Consider the following 15,735-nt stretch of genomic DNA (forward strand, 5'->3'; position numbering starts at 1 on the left):
CGGCCACGGCTGCGGACGGTACCGCGCCCCGTCCAGGCTTCCCGGAGCCGCGCCGTGCGGCGACTCGTCATCGGCCAAATAGGGGGAAGCGGTCCAGAACGCCGCGCCCTCCGCGGTCAGTCGGAGAGCCGCCGTTCCGCGTAGATCGTCAGTGCATCCCGTACGAAGGCGGCGGTGCCGTCTCCGTAGCGATCGTAGTTCTTTCCGAAACGCGGGTCGGCGACATACATCTCGCCGAGCCCGATCACGTACGAGCGGCCCGGCGCGCTGCGCGGCTCGTGGCCCGGCGCCCTGCCCAGCTCCTCGCCTGACGCCCTGCCCGGCCCCTCGTCCCGTGCCGTGGACGACGACAGCCAGGCGCAGTGCCGCCGCGCGATGTCCTGCGCCTCGTCACCGCCGGCGTCGAGCCCGGCCTGCCTGGCCCGCCCCCAGTCCCGCGCGATGGCCTCGTGCTCGTCCAGGAAGGCCTTCTTCCCCTCCTCCCCGAGCGAACGCCACCACCGGTCGCCCTCCTCGTACGCCTCACGCCCCCAGCGCTCGGTCACCTCCCGCTCATGAGCGGTGTGGTCGAAACCGTCGAACACTTCCTCGGCCATGAGTTCGATCCCCTCCTCCGTCTTGTGGAGAGTGGTCCGCACCGAGGCGATCTGCCGCCCGATGCGTGCCTGCTCCTGCTCCAGCAGCAGCAGATGGGCCCGCAGGGCCACGGCCGTGTCCCGCTGCCCTTCGAGCACACCCTTGATGACGGGCAGGGACAGCCCCAGCTCCCGCAGCAGCAGGATGCGCTGCAACCGGACGAGGGCGTCCTGGTCGTAGTAGCGGTAACCGTTGCTCCCGACCCGGCTCGGCGTCAGGAGACCGAGGTCCCCGTAGTGCCGGAGCGTGCGGCTCGTGGTGCCGGCCCTTCGGGCGATTTCCTGGATGGACCACTCCATGCCGGAAACGCTAGATCTTTACGTTGCGTCAAGGTCAACCCGGAAAAGCCGACGACTGAGGGCAACGAGGCCTGGAAACGCCGGGGAACGACTCGGGCCCGGCACGCAGTCTGCGTGCCGGGCCCGGATCTTCAGTAGCGGGGACAGGATTTGAACCTGCGACCTCTGGGTTATGAGCCCAGCGAGCTACCGAGCTGCTCCACCCCGCGTCGGTGAACACCACTCTACGCCATGGGAGCGACCGCTCCGACCACTTTTCCGAGGCACCGTCTCCGCAGGGCAGCAGGCCAGCGGGCCCGGTCGCCGCAGCGGGCGGTGTACAGGGCCGAGGCGATGTGCTCGCGTACGCGATGGACGGCGACCAGATCGTCGCCGTCGAGCGTGCCCACCGCCTCCTCCAGCCGGTCTGCCTCCAGCGCCGGCCAGGCCCGCGCCCCGGACACGTCCGCGATCAGTACGAGGAGGGCCTGCCACCGGACGCCCGCGCCTTCATCGCCCTGCGCCCGGAGGTGCCGGTTCGACACGGGCCACTTCGCCCTGGAGGACCAACTGTCCGCCGTCGCACCGCTGATCGCGAGGTTCCTGGACCGGGTGTGGGGGGGCGTCCGGGCCATGAGGGAGGGAGCGTCCGGACCGTGACGGAGGGGCAGCACCATCAGCCTCGCCGCCGAATGTCGGACGTATCGGCGAGGATGCCCGGCATGAACGAGTACGACGATCTGATCGAGCGTGTCTCGGCGAGGGCCAGGACGAGCAAGGAGCACCGGCCCCCCGTCTCCGCGGAGGCCCTCGCCACGGCCGAGAAGCGCCTCGGATTCCCGCTGCATCCGCTCCTCGCCGCGCTCTACCGCAGGGCCGGGGACGGCGGTTACGGCCCTGATTACCTGCTCTTCCCCCTCCTTCTCGGGGACAACAGCCCTCTCCACGGGACAACGGCCACCGAGGAGGACAGCGTGGTCGACGGCTATCTGGCCCGCATACCGCCGCCCGAGACGGACACCTGGTGGGCCTGGCCCAAGGCGGTCGTACCGATCCTCCACTGGGGCTGCGCCATGATCGCCGCCGTCGACTGCCTCAGCGAGGACGGAACGGTCCTGCTCTTCGAGCCGAACGCGATCACCGGCCAGGACGTCACCAGCGGCTGGTTCGTCGACGCGGGCAGCCTGGCCGAGTGGCTGGAGACCTGGCTGACCGGCTCCGGCTGGTACGAGGAGGGCACGATCTACGAGGAGTTCACCATGGCCCCCTGGCCCGACGCCGCCTCACGCCTTTAGCCGGGGGCCCGGCCCCGGCCCTTGCCCGGCCTGCCCGCTCACGCACAGGGCCCCGAACAGCGCAGTGCCCCGACCGGTCGGAACCGGTCGGGGCACTCCACCACAGGCCAGAGGGTCACCCCTCCCCTGCTGCCGGTAGGCCGTGTGGGACTCGAACCCACAACCAACGGATTAAAAGTCCGCTGCTCTGACCAATTGAGCTAACGGCCCCTGCAACATCACCCCCGAGCATAGCCCGCCCGGTCCCGGCAGCCGATCCGGTATCGGTGTCGGGCCCTGTCACGCGCCCAGCGCGTCCCTTTCGCACCGGTTCGCTCCCCCGGGGGACAGCAACAGGGCCCGTACGTCACCGAGTCGGTTCGGTGGCGTACGGGCCCTGCCGGTCTGTCAGGCGGGCCTGCCCGGCCGGGGGTCGGCCGGTGCGGGGTCAGCCGTTGCGCTTCCAGCGCGGCTTGTCGTCGCGGCGGCCGAAGGAACCGGTGTTGGTGCCGGTGTTGGCGCCGCGGTGGTCGTCACGACGGCCGGTCGGGCGGTCGCTGCCACCCGAGCGGAAGCCGCCCGCGGGGCGGTCGTCGCGACGGTCACGGTTGAACGGGCGGTCGCTGCCGCCGGAGCGGAAGCCGCCGGAGGGGCGGTCGTCGCGGCGGTCGCGGTTGAACGACGGACGGTCGTTGTCCCGGCGCTCGAACGGACGGCCACCACGGTCGTCACGACGGTCGCCACCGGAGCGGAAGCCACCGGACGGGCGGTCGTCGCGGCGGTCGTTGCCGCCTCGGTAGCCGCCGCGGTCGCCACCGCGGTTGTCGCGGCGCTCGTAGTTGCCCCGCTCGTCGCGGCGCTGCTCGTCGCGGGCGGCCGGCTGCTCGGGGACGGAGATGGCGGCCACCAGGGCGGCCTCCGCCTCGGCGGCGACCTCGGCCACCGCTGCCTCCGGGTCGTCGCCCCGCTCGCGCGCGGCACGGGCGACCAGGCGGTCGGCCTCCTCGCGGAGCTCGACGGCGCGGCGCTGGACGCGCTCCAGCTGCTTCGTCAGGTCGGCGGCCTCGCGCTCGGCCTGCTTGGCGGCGTTGTTCGCGGAGTCGGCCTGGACCTCGGTGAGCGAACGGGCGCCGGTGATCTCGGCGACCTCCGGCTCGAAGACGCCCGCGCCCTGGACGATGTGGCGCGAGGCGTCGACGCCCGCGTCCTCCATCAGGCGGAAGATCTGACGGCGCTGGTGCGGCAGAGCCAGCGAGACGACCACACCGGACTTGCCGGCACGGGCGGTACGGCCCGAGCGGTGCAGGTAGTCCTTGTGGTCACCGGCCGGGTCCACGTTCAGGACCAGGTCGATGCCGTCCACGTGGATGCCCCGGGCGGCCACGTCGGTCGCGACGAGCGCGTTGACGTAACCCTTCTTGAAGTCCTCCAGGACCCGCGTACGGGCGCCCTGGGTCATGCCGCCGTGCAGCGCGTCGGCCTTCACGCCGGACTCGATGAGCTGCTCGGCGATGCGGTCGGCGCCCAGCTGGGTGCGGACGAAGATGATCGTGCGGCCCTTGCGGGCGGCGATGGCGGCCGTGACCGGCGCCTTGTCCTTCGGCTTCACGACGAGGACGTGGTGCGACATGGTCGTGACGTTGCCCTGGGCGCTGTCGACCTCGTGCGTCACCGGGTTGGAGAGGTAGCGCTTGACCAGCGTGCCGATCTCGTTCTCCATGGTGGCGGAGAAGAGCATCCGCTGACCGCCACCGGGGATCTGGTCGAGCAGCTCGGTGACCTCGGGCAGGAAGCCCAGGTCGGACATCTGGTCGGCCTCGTCGAGGACGGCCACCTGGACGTTCTCCAGCGAGCAGGCGCCGCGGTTGATGATGTCGCGCAGGCGGCCCGGGGTGGCGACGAGGACGTCGACACCGCGCTCCAGCGCGTAGATCTGGTTGCCCATCGACGTACCGCCGCAGACGACCTTCATCTTGAGGCCGAGCACGTCGCCGTACGGCTGCAGCGCGTCCGCGACCTGCATCGCGAGCTCACGGGTCGGGGTGAGGATGATGCCGCGCGGCTTCTTCTTCTCGGTGTTGCCACCGGAGAGCGAGGCCAGCAGCGGCAGGCCGAAGGAGAGCGTCTTGCCGGAGCCCGTACGGCCGCGGCCGAGGATGTCCTTGCCGGCCAGGGCGTCCGGGATGGTCGCCGCCTGGATCGGGAAGGGGGCGGTCACACCGTTCTGCGCGAGCTTGCGGACGATGCCGTCGGGCAGGCCCAGGTCGCCGAAGGTGATGGTCGGCTCGGCGTCGGCCTCGATCTCGGCCTCCGCCTCGGGGGCCGTGTCGGTCTCGTCGGCCTCGTCGGCCTTCTCGGCCGAAGCCTTGGCCGGCTTGTCCTCCGTGGTGGAGGCAGCGGCGGTCTTGGTGTCGTCCAGGAAGTCGGCGACCGACTTCTCGGCCACCGGAGCCTTCTCGGCTGCGGCGGTGGCGCCGGCGGGGGCCTCGGTCACAGCGGCCTCGACGAGCTCGGTGAGCTCGGCGCTGTCGATGTTCTCGGGCATGACGGTGCGGTCAGAACTGGAAATTGACATGCGAAATGCGAAACCTTCCGGAGTCTCGGCACGCGCCCGTAACTCCGTGATTCGCAATTTCGACCGCCTCAATGCGGTCCAGCCACGGCAAGGGAGAGTACGCGCCACACGGCGCTCTTCTGTGTCGGCGCCGGGCAATGGGATCAAACGATCTACCACCATACGCACTCTCACCCACATTGCGCAACCCGCCTCCCGCTACACCGGTCCCACCTGCGGTGATGCCTCCGGCGTCCGCAACGGACGGCCCTCCTCCGCACCCCCCATCGCCTGGGTCCGGAACTGCGCCGCGGGCGACGCGGAGGGGGGCGGTTCGGAGGGTTCGGTGGGCTCCGGCTCGGGTTCCGGGTCCGGGTCCGGAACGGGCGGGGCCGACGGCTCCGGAGCGACCGGCGGCGGCTCCCCCGGGCCCGGCGTGGAGGGCGTCGGGGCCGGCGGCTGACCGGGGCGCGAGGGCTGCGGAGCGCCGGGTTCCGGGCGCACGCCCTTCGGTGTGTCCGACGGCACAGCGCCGGACGCCGTGGGGCTCGGCTTGCCCTTGGGGTTCTTCCGGTCGGAGTCCGCGTCGGAGTGGGTGTGGGCGTCGCCGCCGCCCCGGCGCGCTGCGCCCCCGGACACGGGCGCCGTCTCACCGTTCGGCTCGACAGCCCGGCCCTTCGGGTCGGAGGAGGCGGTGGGTCCCGGCCTGGCGGCGTCTTCGCCGACGCTCATACAGCCGGTGGACGCGGCGATCGTCAGCGCGGTGACGGCTGCCCAACGGGCAGGGACGGACAAGTGGCGCACGGGCGGCACCTCCGGGGCGAGGAGAGCGGGGACGGGGAGGGGAAGGGAAGGGAAGGGAAGGGAAGGGAAGGGAAGGGAGCGGGAGGGGCGGAGCGAGCCGTACGGGCGCGAGCGCGCCGTACGCGGATGGCGTGGTGCTGTGCCCAACTCCCCGGACCCCGCCGGAGACACGCCCGAAGCACCGACGTCCCGGGCAGCCCGGCCCGCAGCGCGTGCCGGGGGCCTGCCCGCGCCGCGTGTCGGGGGCTGCCCGCCGCACGTGACGGGGCCTGCCCGCAGCGCGTGTAGGACCCGGCTCACAGTTCGCCTCGGACCCGGGCCACAGCGCGCGTCAGGCCCAGCGCACGACAGCCCCGGACCACCCGGCCCCGCCCAGCCGCCCGAAAGCCCTCTACCCCCCGAACCCGCCCGCCAGTTCCGCCCCCAGGAACACCGCCCCCAGCCCCACCAGCAGCGACGCCACCACGTTCGCCGTGGCGAGGAAGGCGCGGCCCGTCTCGGCCAGGCGCAGGGTCTCGTACGAGAACGTCGAGTACGTCGTCAGCGCCCCGCACAGCCCCGTGGCCAGCAGGGCGTGCGCCGGGGCGGAGACCGCCGCGCCCGTGAGCAGGCCGAGCAGCAGGCTGCCCGCCGCATTGGCCGTGAAGGTGCCCCAGGGGAAGACGTACGCCACCCCCGCGCCCTGGTGCGCCTGCACCGCCCGGTCCGTCAGATAGCGCAGGGGCGCGCCGACCGCCCCGCCGGCCACCACCAGCAGCCAGTGCCCGTTCACGTGGCCCGCTCCCCGTCCCGTACGCCCCCTGCACCCCGGTCCAGCAGCCGCCGGGTCGCCACCGCGCCCGCCCAGACAGCCGCCAGCGCCGCCACGACCGTCGCGAACATGTACGCCACCGCCACCACCAGTTCCTGACGCACCAGCAGGCCGGAAACATCGGCCGCGTACGTGGAGAAGGTCGTGAATCCGCCGAGTACGCCGACCCCGAGGAACGGCCGGACCAGCGGGTGGGTCACCCGGCCCCGTTCGACGGTCAGGACCATCAGGGCGCCGATGAGGGCGCAGCCGCTCACGTTGACCGCGAAGATCGTCCAGGGGAAGCCGCCCTCGGTCGCCGGCCAGAGCACCAGGGCCCCGTACCGCGCGAGCGCGCCGAGCGCCCCGCCCGCCGCGACCGCACCCAGGACGCGGGCCTGCGGGGCGGCCGGGGGGCCGGGTTCCGGAGGCTCGTCCGGTACCTGCTCGCTCACCCGTAGCCCAGGGCGTGCAGCCGCTCGTCGTCGATGCCGAAGTGGTGGGCGATCTCGTGGACCACGGTGATCTCCGTCTCGGCCACGACGTCCTCGTGGGACTCGCACATCCGGAGCGTCGGCCCCCGGTAGATGGTGATCCGGTCCGGCAGCACCCCGGCGTACCACTCACCGCGATCGGTGAGCGGCGTGCCCTCGTAGAGCCCGAGCAGGTCGGGGTCGCCGGGCTCCGGTTCGTCCTCGACGAAGACCGCCACGTTGTCCATCAGCCGCATCAGCTCCGGCGGAATCCGGTCAAGAGCCTGGCTCACCAGCTCTTCGAACTGCTCCCGCGTCATCTCCAGCACCCCGCCATTGTCACGTACGGGGGCCCGCTCCGGGCAGGTGGCGGCGGGCCCTGATCCACTTCTCCTCCCCCTTCCCGCATGGGCGGGACCGTACCGGGGCATACGCGCCCAATGGTCCGCGTCCCGTTCCGTGCCGCAGCCGACCGCGTCCGGCACCGCCTCAGCCAGCTCGTCCGCCCGAAGTCCGCCGCGAAGTCCGCCGCCCGCACCCCGTCCGCCGCGAAGTCCGCCGCCCGCACCCCCGGCGACCCGGCCATGGGAAGCGCCGCCCCCAAGCCGTACGTACGCGCTCTCTCCATGCTCGCCGTCGTCGTGATCGGGGCCTGGCTCGGGCTGCTCGCCGTGGGGTCCATCCGTACGCCGGTCGGCCCCATGGACACCAACATGACCCTGCGCCCCTCCCTCACCGGCGGCAGCAAGATCAACGTGTCCCCGCTCGGCGCCCTGGAACTGGACTCGCACATCGCCCCGCTCCGCCTCGACGTGGACGTGGACCGCCTCGACCCCGCGCGCTCCCAGGCCCTGGTGGACCAGCCGGAACGGTTCTCCGGCCTCCAGGACGAGGTCACCCGGGATGTCGCCGCCGGGACCCGGGAGCTGGCCGTACGGTCCTGTGTCGCCGTGATCTCCGGGGCGACCGCGCTCGGCCTCGTCGTCTACCGCCGCCCGCGCCGTGCCCTGGCCGCCGGCGGGCTCGCGCTGACCCTGCTGGCCGCCTCGGGCGTCAGCGCGTACGCCACCTGGAACCCGAAGTCCGTCCTGGAGCCCAAGTTCTCCGGGCTGCTCTCCAGCGCGCCCTCCCTGGTCGGCGACGCCCGCTCGATCGTCACCGAGTTCGACATCTACCAGCAGGAGCTGGCCCGCCTGGTCACCAACGTCACCCGGCTGTACGACGCCACCTCCACGCTCCCCGTCTACCAGCCGGACCCCGGGACCATCCGCGCCCTGCACGTCTCCGACATCCATCTGAACCCGGCGGCCTGGCACATCATCGCCTCGCTCGTCGAGCAGTACGAGATCGACGTGATCATCGACTCCGGCGACACGATGGACCACGGTTCGGCCGCGGAGAACGGCTTCCTGGACCCGATCCGCAACCTGGGGGCGCCCTACGTCTGGGTGCGCGGCAACCACGACTCGATGGTCACCCAGAAGTACCTGGAGAAGTTCGGGAACGTACGTGTCCTCGACGACGGGCGGGCCGTCGACGTGGCCGGTCTCCGGATCGCCGGCACCGGCGACGCCCAGTTCACCCCGGACCGCTCCAAGCCGGTCGGCGGCAAGGCGGCCGCGGAGCTGGAGGGCATGCGCCTGGCCTCCGCCCTCCGCGACCAGGAACAGGCCGGCACCCCGGTCGACATCGCGGTCGCCCACGACCCGGACACCGCCCGGCAGACCGACGGCACCGTCCCGCTGGTCCTCGCGGGCCACTTCCACAACCGGACCAACGAACTGATGAAGGGCGGTACGCGGCTCAAGATCGAGGGCTCCACGGGCGGCGGCGGGCTGCGCGCGGTGCAGAACGAGAAGCCCGAGAAGGTGCGTGCGTCGGTGCTCTACCTCGACCGTCCGACCCGCCGCCTCCAGGCCTGGGACGAGATCACGCTCGGTGGCCTCGGGCTGACGACGGCCGAGGTCAGCCGCCATCTTCCGGAGGAGAACCTGAAGAAGCCGGAGGAGGGTCCCGAGAAGGACGCCCCCACTTCCCCGGCTCCCACGCCCTCCCCCACCGGCTCTCCGGGGCGGCCCACCCCCTCGCCCTAAACCGTTTTGGCGATAGCTCCATCCATCCCATATGCTTCTGACGTCCCCGACGCGCTGCAAAGCGAACCGGCGGGCCAATAGCCCTCATCGTCTAGTGGCCCAGGACGCCGCCCTTTCAAGGCGGTAGCACGGGTTCGAATCCCGTTGGGGGCACGTTTCACCGTGTGCGAGACTTGTTCTCGCACATTGCTTGGTCCTGTGGAGCAGTTTGGAGTGCTCGCCACCCTGTCAAGGTGGAGGCCGCGGGTTCAAATCCCGTCAGGACCGCTGCAGCCCCAGCGGCTGCGTGGCTGGGTAGCTCAGTTGGTACGAGCGATCGCCTGAAAAGCGATAGGTCGCCGGTTCGATCCCGGCCCCAGCCACCTCTCGAAGGCCCCGTCCGCTGGACGGGGCCTTCGCCGTTCTCACCCCTTCTCGGCGGCCTCCTCGACCGCCGGCTCGCGCCGCCGCCAGGCCCGTACGCCGAGAACCAGCAGCACCACCAGCACCACGGCCCCCAGCAGCACCGCGTCCGACACCCGTTCGCCGAGCCTCTGCGCCCACTGCTCCACCGCGAACGAGGCGTCGACCCCGAGGAGGCCGGGGAGCGCGGTCGTTCCGTCGTACGCGAGGAAGAGCACGCCCAGGCCGATGAAGAACAGGCCCGAGAGCAGCGAGGTCGTGTGCAGCTGGAATCTGCCGCCGAGCCGGACGGCCTTGCCGCGCAGCCAGGTGCGGCGGCCCAGGTCGAACCGCTCCCAGAGCAGAGCGAGTACGAAGAGGGGGACCGCCATCCCGAGCGCGTAGACCGCGAGCAGCAGGCCCCCGTAGACCGGGCTGCCGCTGACCGCCGCCACGGTGAGGACGCTGCCGAGGATCGGGCCCGCGCAGAAGCCCGCGAGGCCGTAGACCGCGCCCAGGGCGTAGACGGAGAACGCGGTGGTGGGGCGGATGCGGCCGCTGATCTCCGCGATCCGCTTCGACGCGAAGCCCAGGCCGACGATCTGCGCGACGCCGAGCGCGATGATCAGCCAGCCCGCACCCGTGACCAGGGCGTCCCGGTGGCCGTAGAAGAGCCTGCCCGCGTACGAGCCCGCCGCCCCGAGCGGTACGAGGGTGGTGGCGAGCCCGGCGTAGAAGATGCCGGTACGGGCGAGCAGGCGCGAGGTGGAGTCGATGGAGTACGCGAAGAAGGCCGGGAGCAGCAGCGCGCTGCACGGGCTGACCAGGGCGAGCAGCCCGCCGAGGAAGGCGGCGAAGTAGCCGATGTCCGCCGTCACTTGGCGGAGTCCTCGGTGGTCTCGGAGTCCTTGATGGTCTCGGAGGCCCCGGAGCCCTTGGAGTCCGCCGCGCCCTCGGAGGCCCCGGACGCGTCGCTTCCCGCCTTGCCGGTGGTCTTCGCCTGCTCCGCCGCCGCCTCGATGGCCCGGGTGAACGTCTCCTTGGGCTGGGCCCCCGCGATCGGGCGGCCGTTGATCAGGAACGACGGGGTGGACGTGGCGCCGATCCCGTACGCCTGCTCCTGGTCCTTCGCCACGGCCGCGCGGGCGTCCGGGCCGTCCAGGTCCTTCATGAACCGGGCCAGGTCCTTGACCCCGGCCTCCTGCGCGAGGGCCTTGACCCGGTCCTTGCCGAACCCCTTCTCCTTCGCCCCTTCGGCGTAGGCGGCCGCGTGGAACTCCCAGAAGCGGTCCTGCTGCCCGGCGGCCCAGGCGCCCCGCGCGGCGTTCTCGGACTCCTCGCCGAAGATCGGGAAGTTGCGCCACTCGATGCGCAGGGTGCCGTCCTCCACGTACTCCTCGATCAGTTCCGGCTCGGTGTCCCGGGCGAACTTGCCGCAGTAGCCGCACTTGAAGTCGGCGTACTCGATCAGGACGACGGGGGCGTCCGCGCGGCCGACCGCCAGCTTGTCGTCCGCGTCACGGCGGGCCAGCTTCGCGAGCTCCGGGTAGACGCCCTCCTGCGGATCGGCGGAGACCTCGGCGGCGGGGGCGGTGTTCCCGGAAGAGTTCCCGGAGGTGTTGCCGGGGGCGGTGGCCTTGTAGGAGGCGAAGCCGAGGAGACCGGCGGCGACGACGATCACGGCGCCGTAGGCGAGGGGCTTCTTCGACCCGGACGTGGACTTCTTGGGCGTGGGCTTCTTGGACGTGGACTTCTTGGGCGTGGGCATGCGGCACTCCGTGCTGGTGGTGCGGAAGGAGAGGTGAAGGTGCGGGTCAGGCGGGTCGCCGGGCCTACACCCTCAGCACGGAGAGCTCTACGGGGGTCGGTGTGGCGGGGACCGGGGCCCGGCCCCGTATCCCCGGCGGCGGCTCGGCCGGCAGGGCGCCCGTCGCGGCGGGCAGCCCCCACGGGGCGAGGCCGGGGGCCTGGTCGTACGCGGCACGGGCCCGGGTCGGCACGGCGGGCTCGCTGTCGTGGTCGCCGGGCTCCCGGCAGCCGGGGACCGGGGTGCCCGCGTCGAGGGCCTCCACGACGGGGTCCGGAGCGGCGGCCCGTACAGCGGTGGCCGTGGCATCCGCAGCGGCCGGGACCGTCGCCGTAACCGCCTCCCCAACAGTGATCGCGACGCCCTCAGAGGGTGCCGCGTCAGCATAAGAAGGAGTCGCGCCCAGCGGCCCGCACAGCAGCCCCATCACGATCGCGAGCAGCGCCGTCAGGCAGCACCACTGCGTACGGGACACGGGACCGGCACCTTTCGTGCGAGGAGACTGAGCGTTCGACTGCCCGAAATGGTACGTGGCACGTGACGCAGTCCGCCCGAAATGAGGTCGCCACTCCTCACGCCCGGGTGAGATCCTGGGATCCGTATGTCTACTTCCTTCGCCGATCTCCAGTCCCAGCTCGGACAGCTCTCGCTCCGTGACGCGAACCGGCTCGGCCGGCGCCTCGAAGGAGCGCGCCGCATCCGCAAGCCCGAGGCCCGCCAGTCCGTGCTGGACGAGATCGCGGCCGAGGCGGGCAAGGCGGCCGAACGGCTCGCGGCGCGCGCGGCCCGGCTGCCGGCCCTGTCGTACCCGGAAGAGCTGCCGGTCTCCCAGAAGAAGGACGAGATCCTGGAGGCGATACGCGACCACCAGGTCGTGATCGTCGCCGGTGAGACGGGGTCCGGGAAGACCACGCAGATCCCCAAGATCTGTATGGAGCTGGGGCGCGGCGTCCGGGGCATGATCGGGCACACCCAGCCCCGCCGGATCGCCGCCCGCACGGTCGCGGAGCGGGTCGCGGACGAGCTGAAGACGCCGCTGGGCGAGACCGTCGGCTGGAAGGTCCGCTTCACCGACCAGGTGAACCCGGAGTCGACGTATCTGAAGCTGATGACGGACGGCATCCTGCTCGCCGAGATCCAGACGGACCGCGAGCTGCTGGCGTACGACACGATCATCATCGACGAGGCCCACGAGCGGTCGCTGAACATCGACTTCCTGCTCGGCTATCTGGCCCGGCTGCTGCCGCGCCGCCCCGATCTGAAGGTCGTCATCACCTCCGCGACGATCGACCCCGAGCGGTTCGCGCGCCACTTCGGCGAGGCGCCGATCGTGGAGGTCAGCGGGCGGACGTACCCGGTGGAGGTCCGTTACCGGCCCCTCCTGGAGGAGGACAGCGAGGACTCCGACCGCGACCAGATCACCGCGATCTGCGACGCCGTCGACGAGCTGAGCCACGAGGCCCCCGGTGACGTCCTCGTCTTCCTCTCCGGTGAGCGGGAGATCCGGGACACGGCGGACGCGCTGAACAAGCGGAACCTCAGACATACCGAGGTGCTCCCCCTCTACGCGCGCCTCTCGCACGCCGAGCAGCACCGCGTCTTCCAGCGCCATACGGGACGCCGTATCGTCCTCGCGACGAACGTGGCCGAGACCTCGCTGACCGTCCCCGGCATCAAGTACGTGATCGACCCGGGCAACGCCCGTATCTCCCGCTACAGCCACCGCACCAAGGTCCAGCGGCTGCCGATCGAGCGGATCTCCCAGGCCAGCGCCAACCAGCGCAAGGGCCGTTGCGGCCGTACGTCGGACGGCATCTGCATCCGGCTCTACTCCGAGGACGACTTCGTCACCCGGCCGGAGTTCACCGACCCGGAGATCCTGCGGACCAACCTGGCCTCCGTCATCCTCCAGATGACCGCCGCCGGGCTCGGCGACATCGAGAAGTTCCCCTTCATCGACCCGCCGGACCACCGCAACATCCGCGACGGCGTGCAGCTCCTCCAGGAGCTGGGGGCGCTCGAACAGGGCGAGAAGTCCCCCCAGGAGGGGAAGAAGGGGCAGCGGCTCACCCCGCTCGGCCGCAAGCTCTCCCAGCTGCCCGTCGACCCGCGGCTGGCCCGCATGGTGATCGAGGCCGACAAGAACGGCTGCGCGCGCGAGGTCATGGTCATCGCCGCCGCGCTCTCCATCCAGGACCCGCGCGAGCGGCCCTCGGAGAAGCAGACGCAGGCCGACCAGCAGCATGCCCGGTTCAAGGACGAGACGTCCGACTTCCTGGCGTACCTGAACCTGTGGCGCTATGTCCGTGAGCAGCAGAAGGAGCGTGGCTCGTCCTCGTTCCGCCGGATGTGCAAGCAGGAGTATCTGAACTTCCTGCGCATCCGCGAATGGCAGGACATCTACGCGCAGCTGCGGACGGTCGCCAAGCAGATGGGCATCACCGTCGAGGAGCCCAAGGGCGACGAGTCCATTCCCGAGCAGGCGGTACACGTCTCGCTGCTGGCCGGGCTGCTGTCGCACATCGGGCTGAAGGACACCGAGAAGAACGAGTACCTGGGCGCGCGCAGCGCCAAGTTCGCGATCTTCCCCGGTTCGGCGCTCTTCAAGAAGCAGCCGCGGTTCGTGATGTCGGCGGAGCTGGTGGAGACCTCCCGGCTCTGGGCCCGGGTCAACGCCAAGGTCGAGCCCGAGTGGATCGAACCGCTGGCCCAGCACCTGCTGAAGCGCACCTACAGCGAGCCGCACTGGGAGAAGGACCAGGCGGCGGTGATGGCGTACGAGCGGGTCACGCTCTACGGGGTGCCGATCATCGCCCAGCGCAAGATCAATTTCGGCCGTATCGACCAGGAGGCCTCGCGGGACCTGTTCATCCGCAACGCCCTGGTCGAGGGCGACTGGCGCACCCACCACCAGTTCTTCCATGACAACCGCAAACTCCTCGGCGAGGTCGAGGAGTTGGAGCACCGCGCCCGGCGCCGCGACATCCTCGTGGACGACGAGACGCTCTTCGACTTCTACGACCAGCGCATCCCGGAGCACATCGTCTCCGGGGCGCACTTCGACTCGTGGTGGAAGCACAAGAAGCGCGAGGAGCCGGACGCGCTCGACTTCGAGCGCTCCATGCTGATCAACGAGAAGGCCGGGGCCGTCACCAAGGACGACTACCCGGACTCCTGGCGGCAGGGGAAGCTCAAGTTCAAGGTGACGTACCAGTTCGAGCCCGGCGCGGACGCGGACGGCGTGACCGTCCACATCCCGCTCCAGGTGCTGAACCAGGTCACCTCCGAGGGCTTCGACTGGCAGATCCCGGGGCTGCGCGAGGAGGTCGTCACCGAGCTGATCCGCTCGCTGCCGAAGCCGATCCGTCGGCACTACGTCCCCGCGCCGAACTACGCGGACAAGTTCCTGAACCGGACGGTCCCGCTCCAGGAGCCGCTTCCGGTCACGCTGGCCCGGGAGCTCCAGCGGATGGTCGGCGTGCCGGTCACGGCGGACGACTTCGACCTCTCCCGGGTCCCGGACCACCTCAAGATCACGTTCCGGATCGTCGACGAGCGGCGCCGCAAGGTCGCCGAGGACAAGGACCTGGAGGCGCTGAAGCTCCAGCTCCGCCCGAAGGCCCGCCAGGCGCTCTCCAAGGCCGCCGCGGCCACCGCCGGGCCCTCCGGCGAGTCCATCGAGCGTTCCGGCCTCACGGACTGGACGATCGGCACGCTTGACAAGGTCTTCGAGACCAGGCGTGCCGGGCAGCCGGTGAAGGCGTATCCGGCACTCGTCGACCAGGGCGACACCGTCGCCGTACGCCTCTTCGACACCGAGGCCGAACAGCAGCAGGCGATGTGGCGCGGGACGCGGCGGCTGATCCTGCTGAACATCCCGGTGAACCCGGCCAAGTTCGCCTCCGACCGGCTCACCAACCAGCAGAAGCTGGCCCTGTCCCGTAATCCGCACGGCTCGGTCCAGGCCCTCTTCGAGGACTGCGCCACCGCCGCCGCCGACCGGCTGATCGCCGCGCACGGGGGCCCGGCGTGGGACGAGAAGGCGTTCCGGACGCTGTACGACAAGGTCCGCGCCGATCTGGTGGACCTGACCGTCCGCACGATCGACCAGGTGCAGCAGGTGCTGGCCGCCTGGCAGGCCTGTGAGCGCCGGCTGAAGGCGACCACCAGCCCGACGCTGCTCGCCAACGTCACCGACGTACGGGAGCAGCTGGCCCGTCTCGTACCGCCCGGTTTTGTTACGGCGACGGGGCTGCGCCGACTGCCCGACCTGATGCGCTACCTGGTCGCGGCCGACCGGCGGCTCCAGCAGATGCCGACGGCCGTACAGCGGGACACCACGCGGATGGCGAAGGTCCACGAGATGCAGGACGAGTACGCGTGGCTGCTCGAACAGCTCCCGCAGGGGCGGCCGGTGCCGCAGGAGGTGCTGGACGTCCGCTGGATGATCGAGGAGCTGCGGGTCAGCTACTTCGCGCATGCCCTGGGCACCGCGTTCCCCGTCTCGGACAAGCGGATCGTGAAGGCGATCGACGCCCTCGCGCCCTGAGACAGGCGGGGCGGGGCGGTGACGGTGTCACCACCAGGAGTGAAGTCGACCTGGACCTCCCACCTCCTGTACAGTCTGGTTTCGCAGCAAGCCGCA

At 71.2% G+C, this 15,735-nt stretch carries 13 protein-coding genes and 5 tRNA genes; 6 read left to right on the plus strand and 12 right to left on the minus strand.

Going from position 1 to position 15,735, the window contains the following annotated elements:
* Positions 1–116: 116 nt before the first annotated feature.
* The 3 genes from ACFW9Z_RS25425 to ACFW9Z_RS25435 form a co-directional block, all read right to left on the minus strand.
* Entirely contained in the window at positions 117–935 is an 819-nt protein-coding gene (locus ACFW9Z_RS25425) for a MerR family transcriptional regulator (RefSeq protein WP_384644768.1), read from the minus strand.
* Between the two features lie 135 nt (positions 936–1,070).
* Positions 1,071–1,144, minus strand: a tRNA-Met gene (locus ACFW9Z_RS25430).
* 15 nt (positions 1,145–1,159) lie between these two features.
* On the minus strand, positions 1,160–1,549 hold the full coding sequence (locus ACFW9Z_RS25435) for a hypothetical protein (protein ID WP_384644770.1): 390 nt from the start codon (positions 1,547–1,549) through the stop codon (positions 1,160–1,162).
* Between the two features lie 87 nt (positions 1,550–1,636).
* Here ACFW9Z_RS25435 and ACFW9Z_RS25440 point away from each other — a divergent pair, with 87 nt between their 5' ends.
* Positions 1,637–2,209, plus strand: a complete 573-nt coding sequence (locus tag ACFW9Z_RS25440) for an SMI1/KNR4 family protein (RefSeq protein WP_384644772.1) — start codon at positions 1,637–1,639, stop codon at positions 2,207–2,209.
* Positions 2,210–2,345: 136 nt separating this feature from the next.
* On the opposite strand, the gene ACFW9Z_RS25445 is transcribed toward ACFW9Z_RS25440, so the two are convergent.
* The 6 genes from ACFW9Z_RS25445 to ACFW9Z_RS25470 form a co-directional block, all read right to left on the minus strand.
* Positions 2,346–2,419, minus strand: a tRNA-Lys gene (locus ACFW9Z_RS25445).
* A 217-nt stretch (positions 2,420–2,636) separates the two neighbouring features.
* Complete coding sequence (locus ACFW9Z_RS25450) at positions 2,637–4,733, minus strand: DEAD/DEAH box helicase (protein WP_384644774.1); 2,097 nt, start codon at positions 4,731–4,733, stop codon at positions 2,637–2,639.
* A 228-nt stretch (positions 4,734–4,961) separates the two neighbouring features.
* Positions 4,962–5,546 (minus strand): hypothetical protein, encoded by a 585-nt coding sequence (locus ACFW9Z_RS25455; RefSeq protein WP_384644776.1) that lies wholly within the window; start codon positions 5,544–5,546, stop codon positions 4,962–4,964.
* 391 nt (positions 5,547–5,937) lie between these two features.
* Positions 5,938–6,318 (minus strand): fluoride efflux transporter FluC, encoded by a 381-nt coding sequence (locus tag ACFW9Z_RS25460; RefSeq protein ID WP_384644777.1) that lies wholly within the window; start codon positions 6,316–6,318, stop codon positions 5,938–5,940.
* On the minus strand, positions 6,315–6,791 hold the full coding sequence (locus ACFW9Z_RS25465) for a CrcB family protein (protein ID WP_384644779.1): 477 nt from the start codon (positions 6,789–6,791) through the stop codon (positions 6,315–6,317). The genes ACFW9Z_RS25460 and ACFW9Z_RS25465 overlap by 4 nt, the downstream gene beginning before the upstream one ends.
* Positions 6,788–7,138 (minus strand): metallopeptidase family protein, encoded by a 351-nt coding sequence (locus ACFW9Z_RS25470; RefSeq protein WP_199863126.1) that lies wholly within the window; start codon positions 7,136–7,138, stop codon positions 6,788–6,790. The genes ACFW9Z_RS25465 and ACFW9Z_RS25470 overlap by 4 nt, the downstream gene beginning before the upstream one ends.
* Positions 7,139–7,249: 111 nt before the next feature.
* Between ACFW9Z_RS25470 and ACFW9Z_RS25475 the strand changes: the two genes are divergently transcribed.
* From ACFW9Z_RS25475 to ACFW9Z_RS25490, 4 genes are all read left to right on the plus strand, one after another.
* Positions 7,250–8,902 carry a metallophosphoesterase gene (locus ACFW9Z_RS25475; RefSeq protein WP_384644781.1) on the plus strand — a complete coding sequence of 551 codons (1,653 nt, stop codon included), beginning with the start codon at positions 7,250–7,252 and terminating at the stop codon, positions 8,900–8,902.
* An 80-nt stretch (positions 8,903–8,982) separates the two neighbouring features.
* Positions 8,983–9,055 (plus strand) — tRNA-Glu (locus ACFW9Z_RS25480).
* A gap of 39 nt (positions 9,056–9,094) precedes the next feature.
* Positions 9,095–9,169: transfer RNA gene (locus ACFW9Z_RS25485), tRNA-Asp, on the plus strand.
* Positions 9,170–9,190: 21 nt separating this feature from the next.
* Positions 9,191–9,264: transfer RNA gene (locus ACFW9Z_RS25490), tRNA-Phe, on the plus strand.
* 42 nt (positions 9,265–9,306) lie between these two features.
* Here the strand turns inward: ACFW9Z_RS25490 and ACFW9Z_RS25495 are convergent.
* The 3 genes from ACFW9Z_RS25495 to ACFW9Z_RS25505 form a co-directional block, all read right to left on the minus strand.
* Complete coding sequence (locus ACFW9Z_RS25495; protein WP_384644783.1) at positions 9,307–10,161, minus strand: cytochrome c biogenesis CcdA family protein; 855 nt, start codon at positions 10,159–10,161, stop codon at positions 9,307–9,309.
* Complete coding sequence (locus ACFW9Z_RS25500) at positions 10,158–11,051, minus strand: DsbA family protein (RefSeq protein ID WP_384644785.1); 894 nt, start codon at positions 11,049–11,051, stop codon at positions 10,158–10,160. The genes ACFW9Z_RS25495 and ACFW9Z_RS25500 overlap by 4 nt, the downstream gene beginning before the upstream one ends.
* A 64-nt stretch (positions 11,052–11,115) precedes the next feature.
* Positions 11,116–11,565, minus strand: coding sequence for a hypothetical protein (locus ACFW9Z_RS25505; RefSeq protein WP_384644787.1), 450 nt, complete (start codon positions 11,563–11,565; stop codon positions 11,116–11,118).
* A gap of 126 nt (positions 11,566–11,691) precedes the next feature.
* Between ACFW9Z_RS25505 and hrpA the strand changes: the two genes are divergently transcribed.
* Positions 11,692–15,639: an ATP-dependent RNA helicase HrpA gene (gene hrpA, locus ACFW9Z_RS25510; protein ID WP_384644789.1), complete on the plus strand. Its 3,948-nt coding sequence runs from the start codon at positions 11,692–11,694 to the stop codon at positions 15,637–15,639.
* Positions 15,640–15,735: the final 96 nt, after the last annotated feature.

This window comes from Streptomyces sp. NPDC059452, assembly GCF_042750035.1.
Taxonomy (GTDB): Bacteria; Actinomycetota; Actinomycetes; order Streptomycetales; family Streptomycetaceae; genus Streptomyces.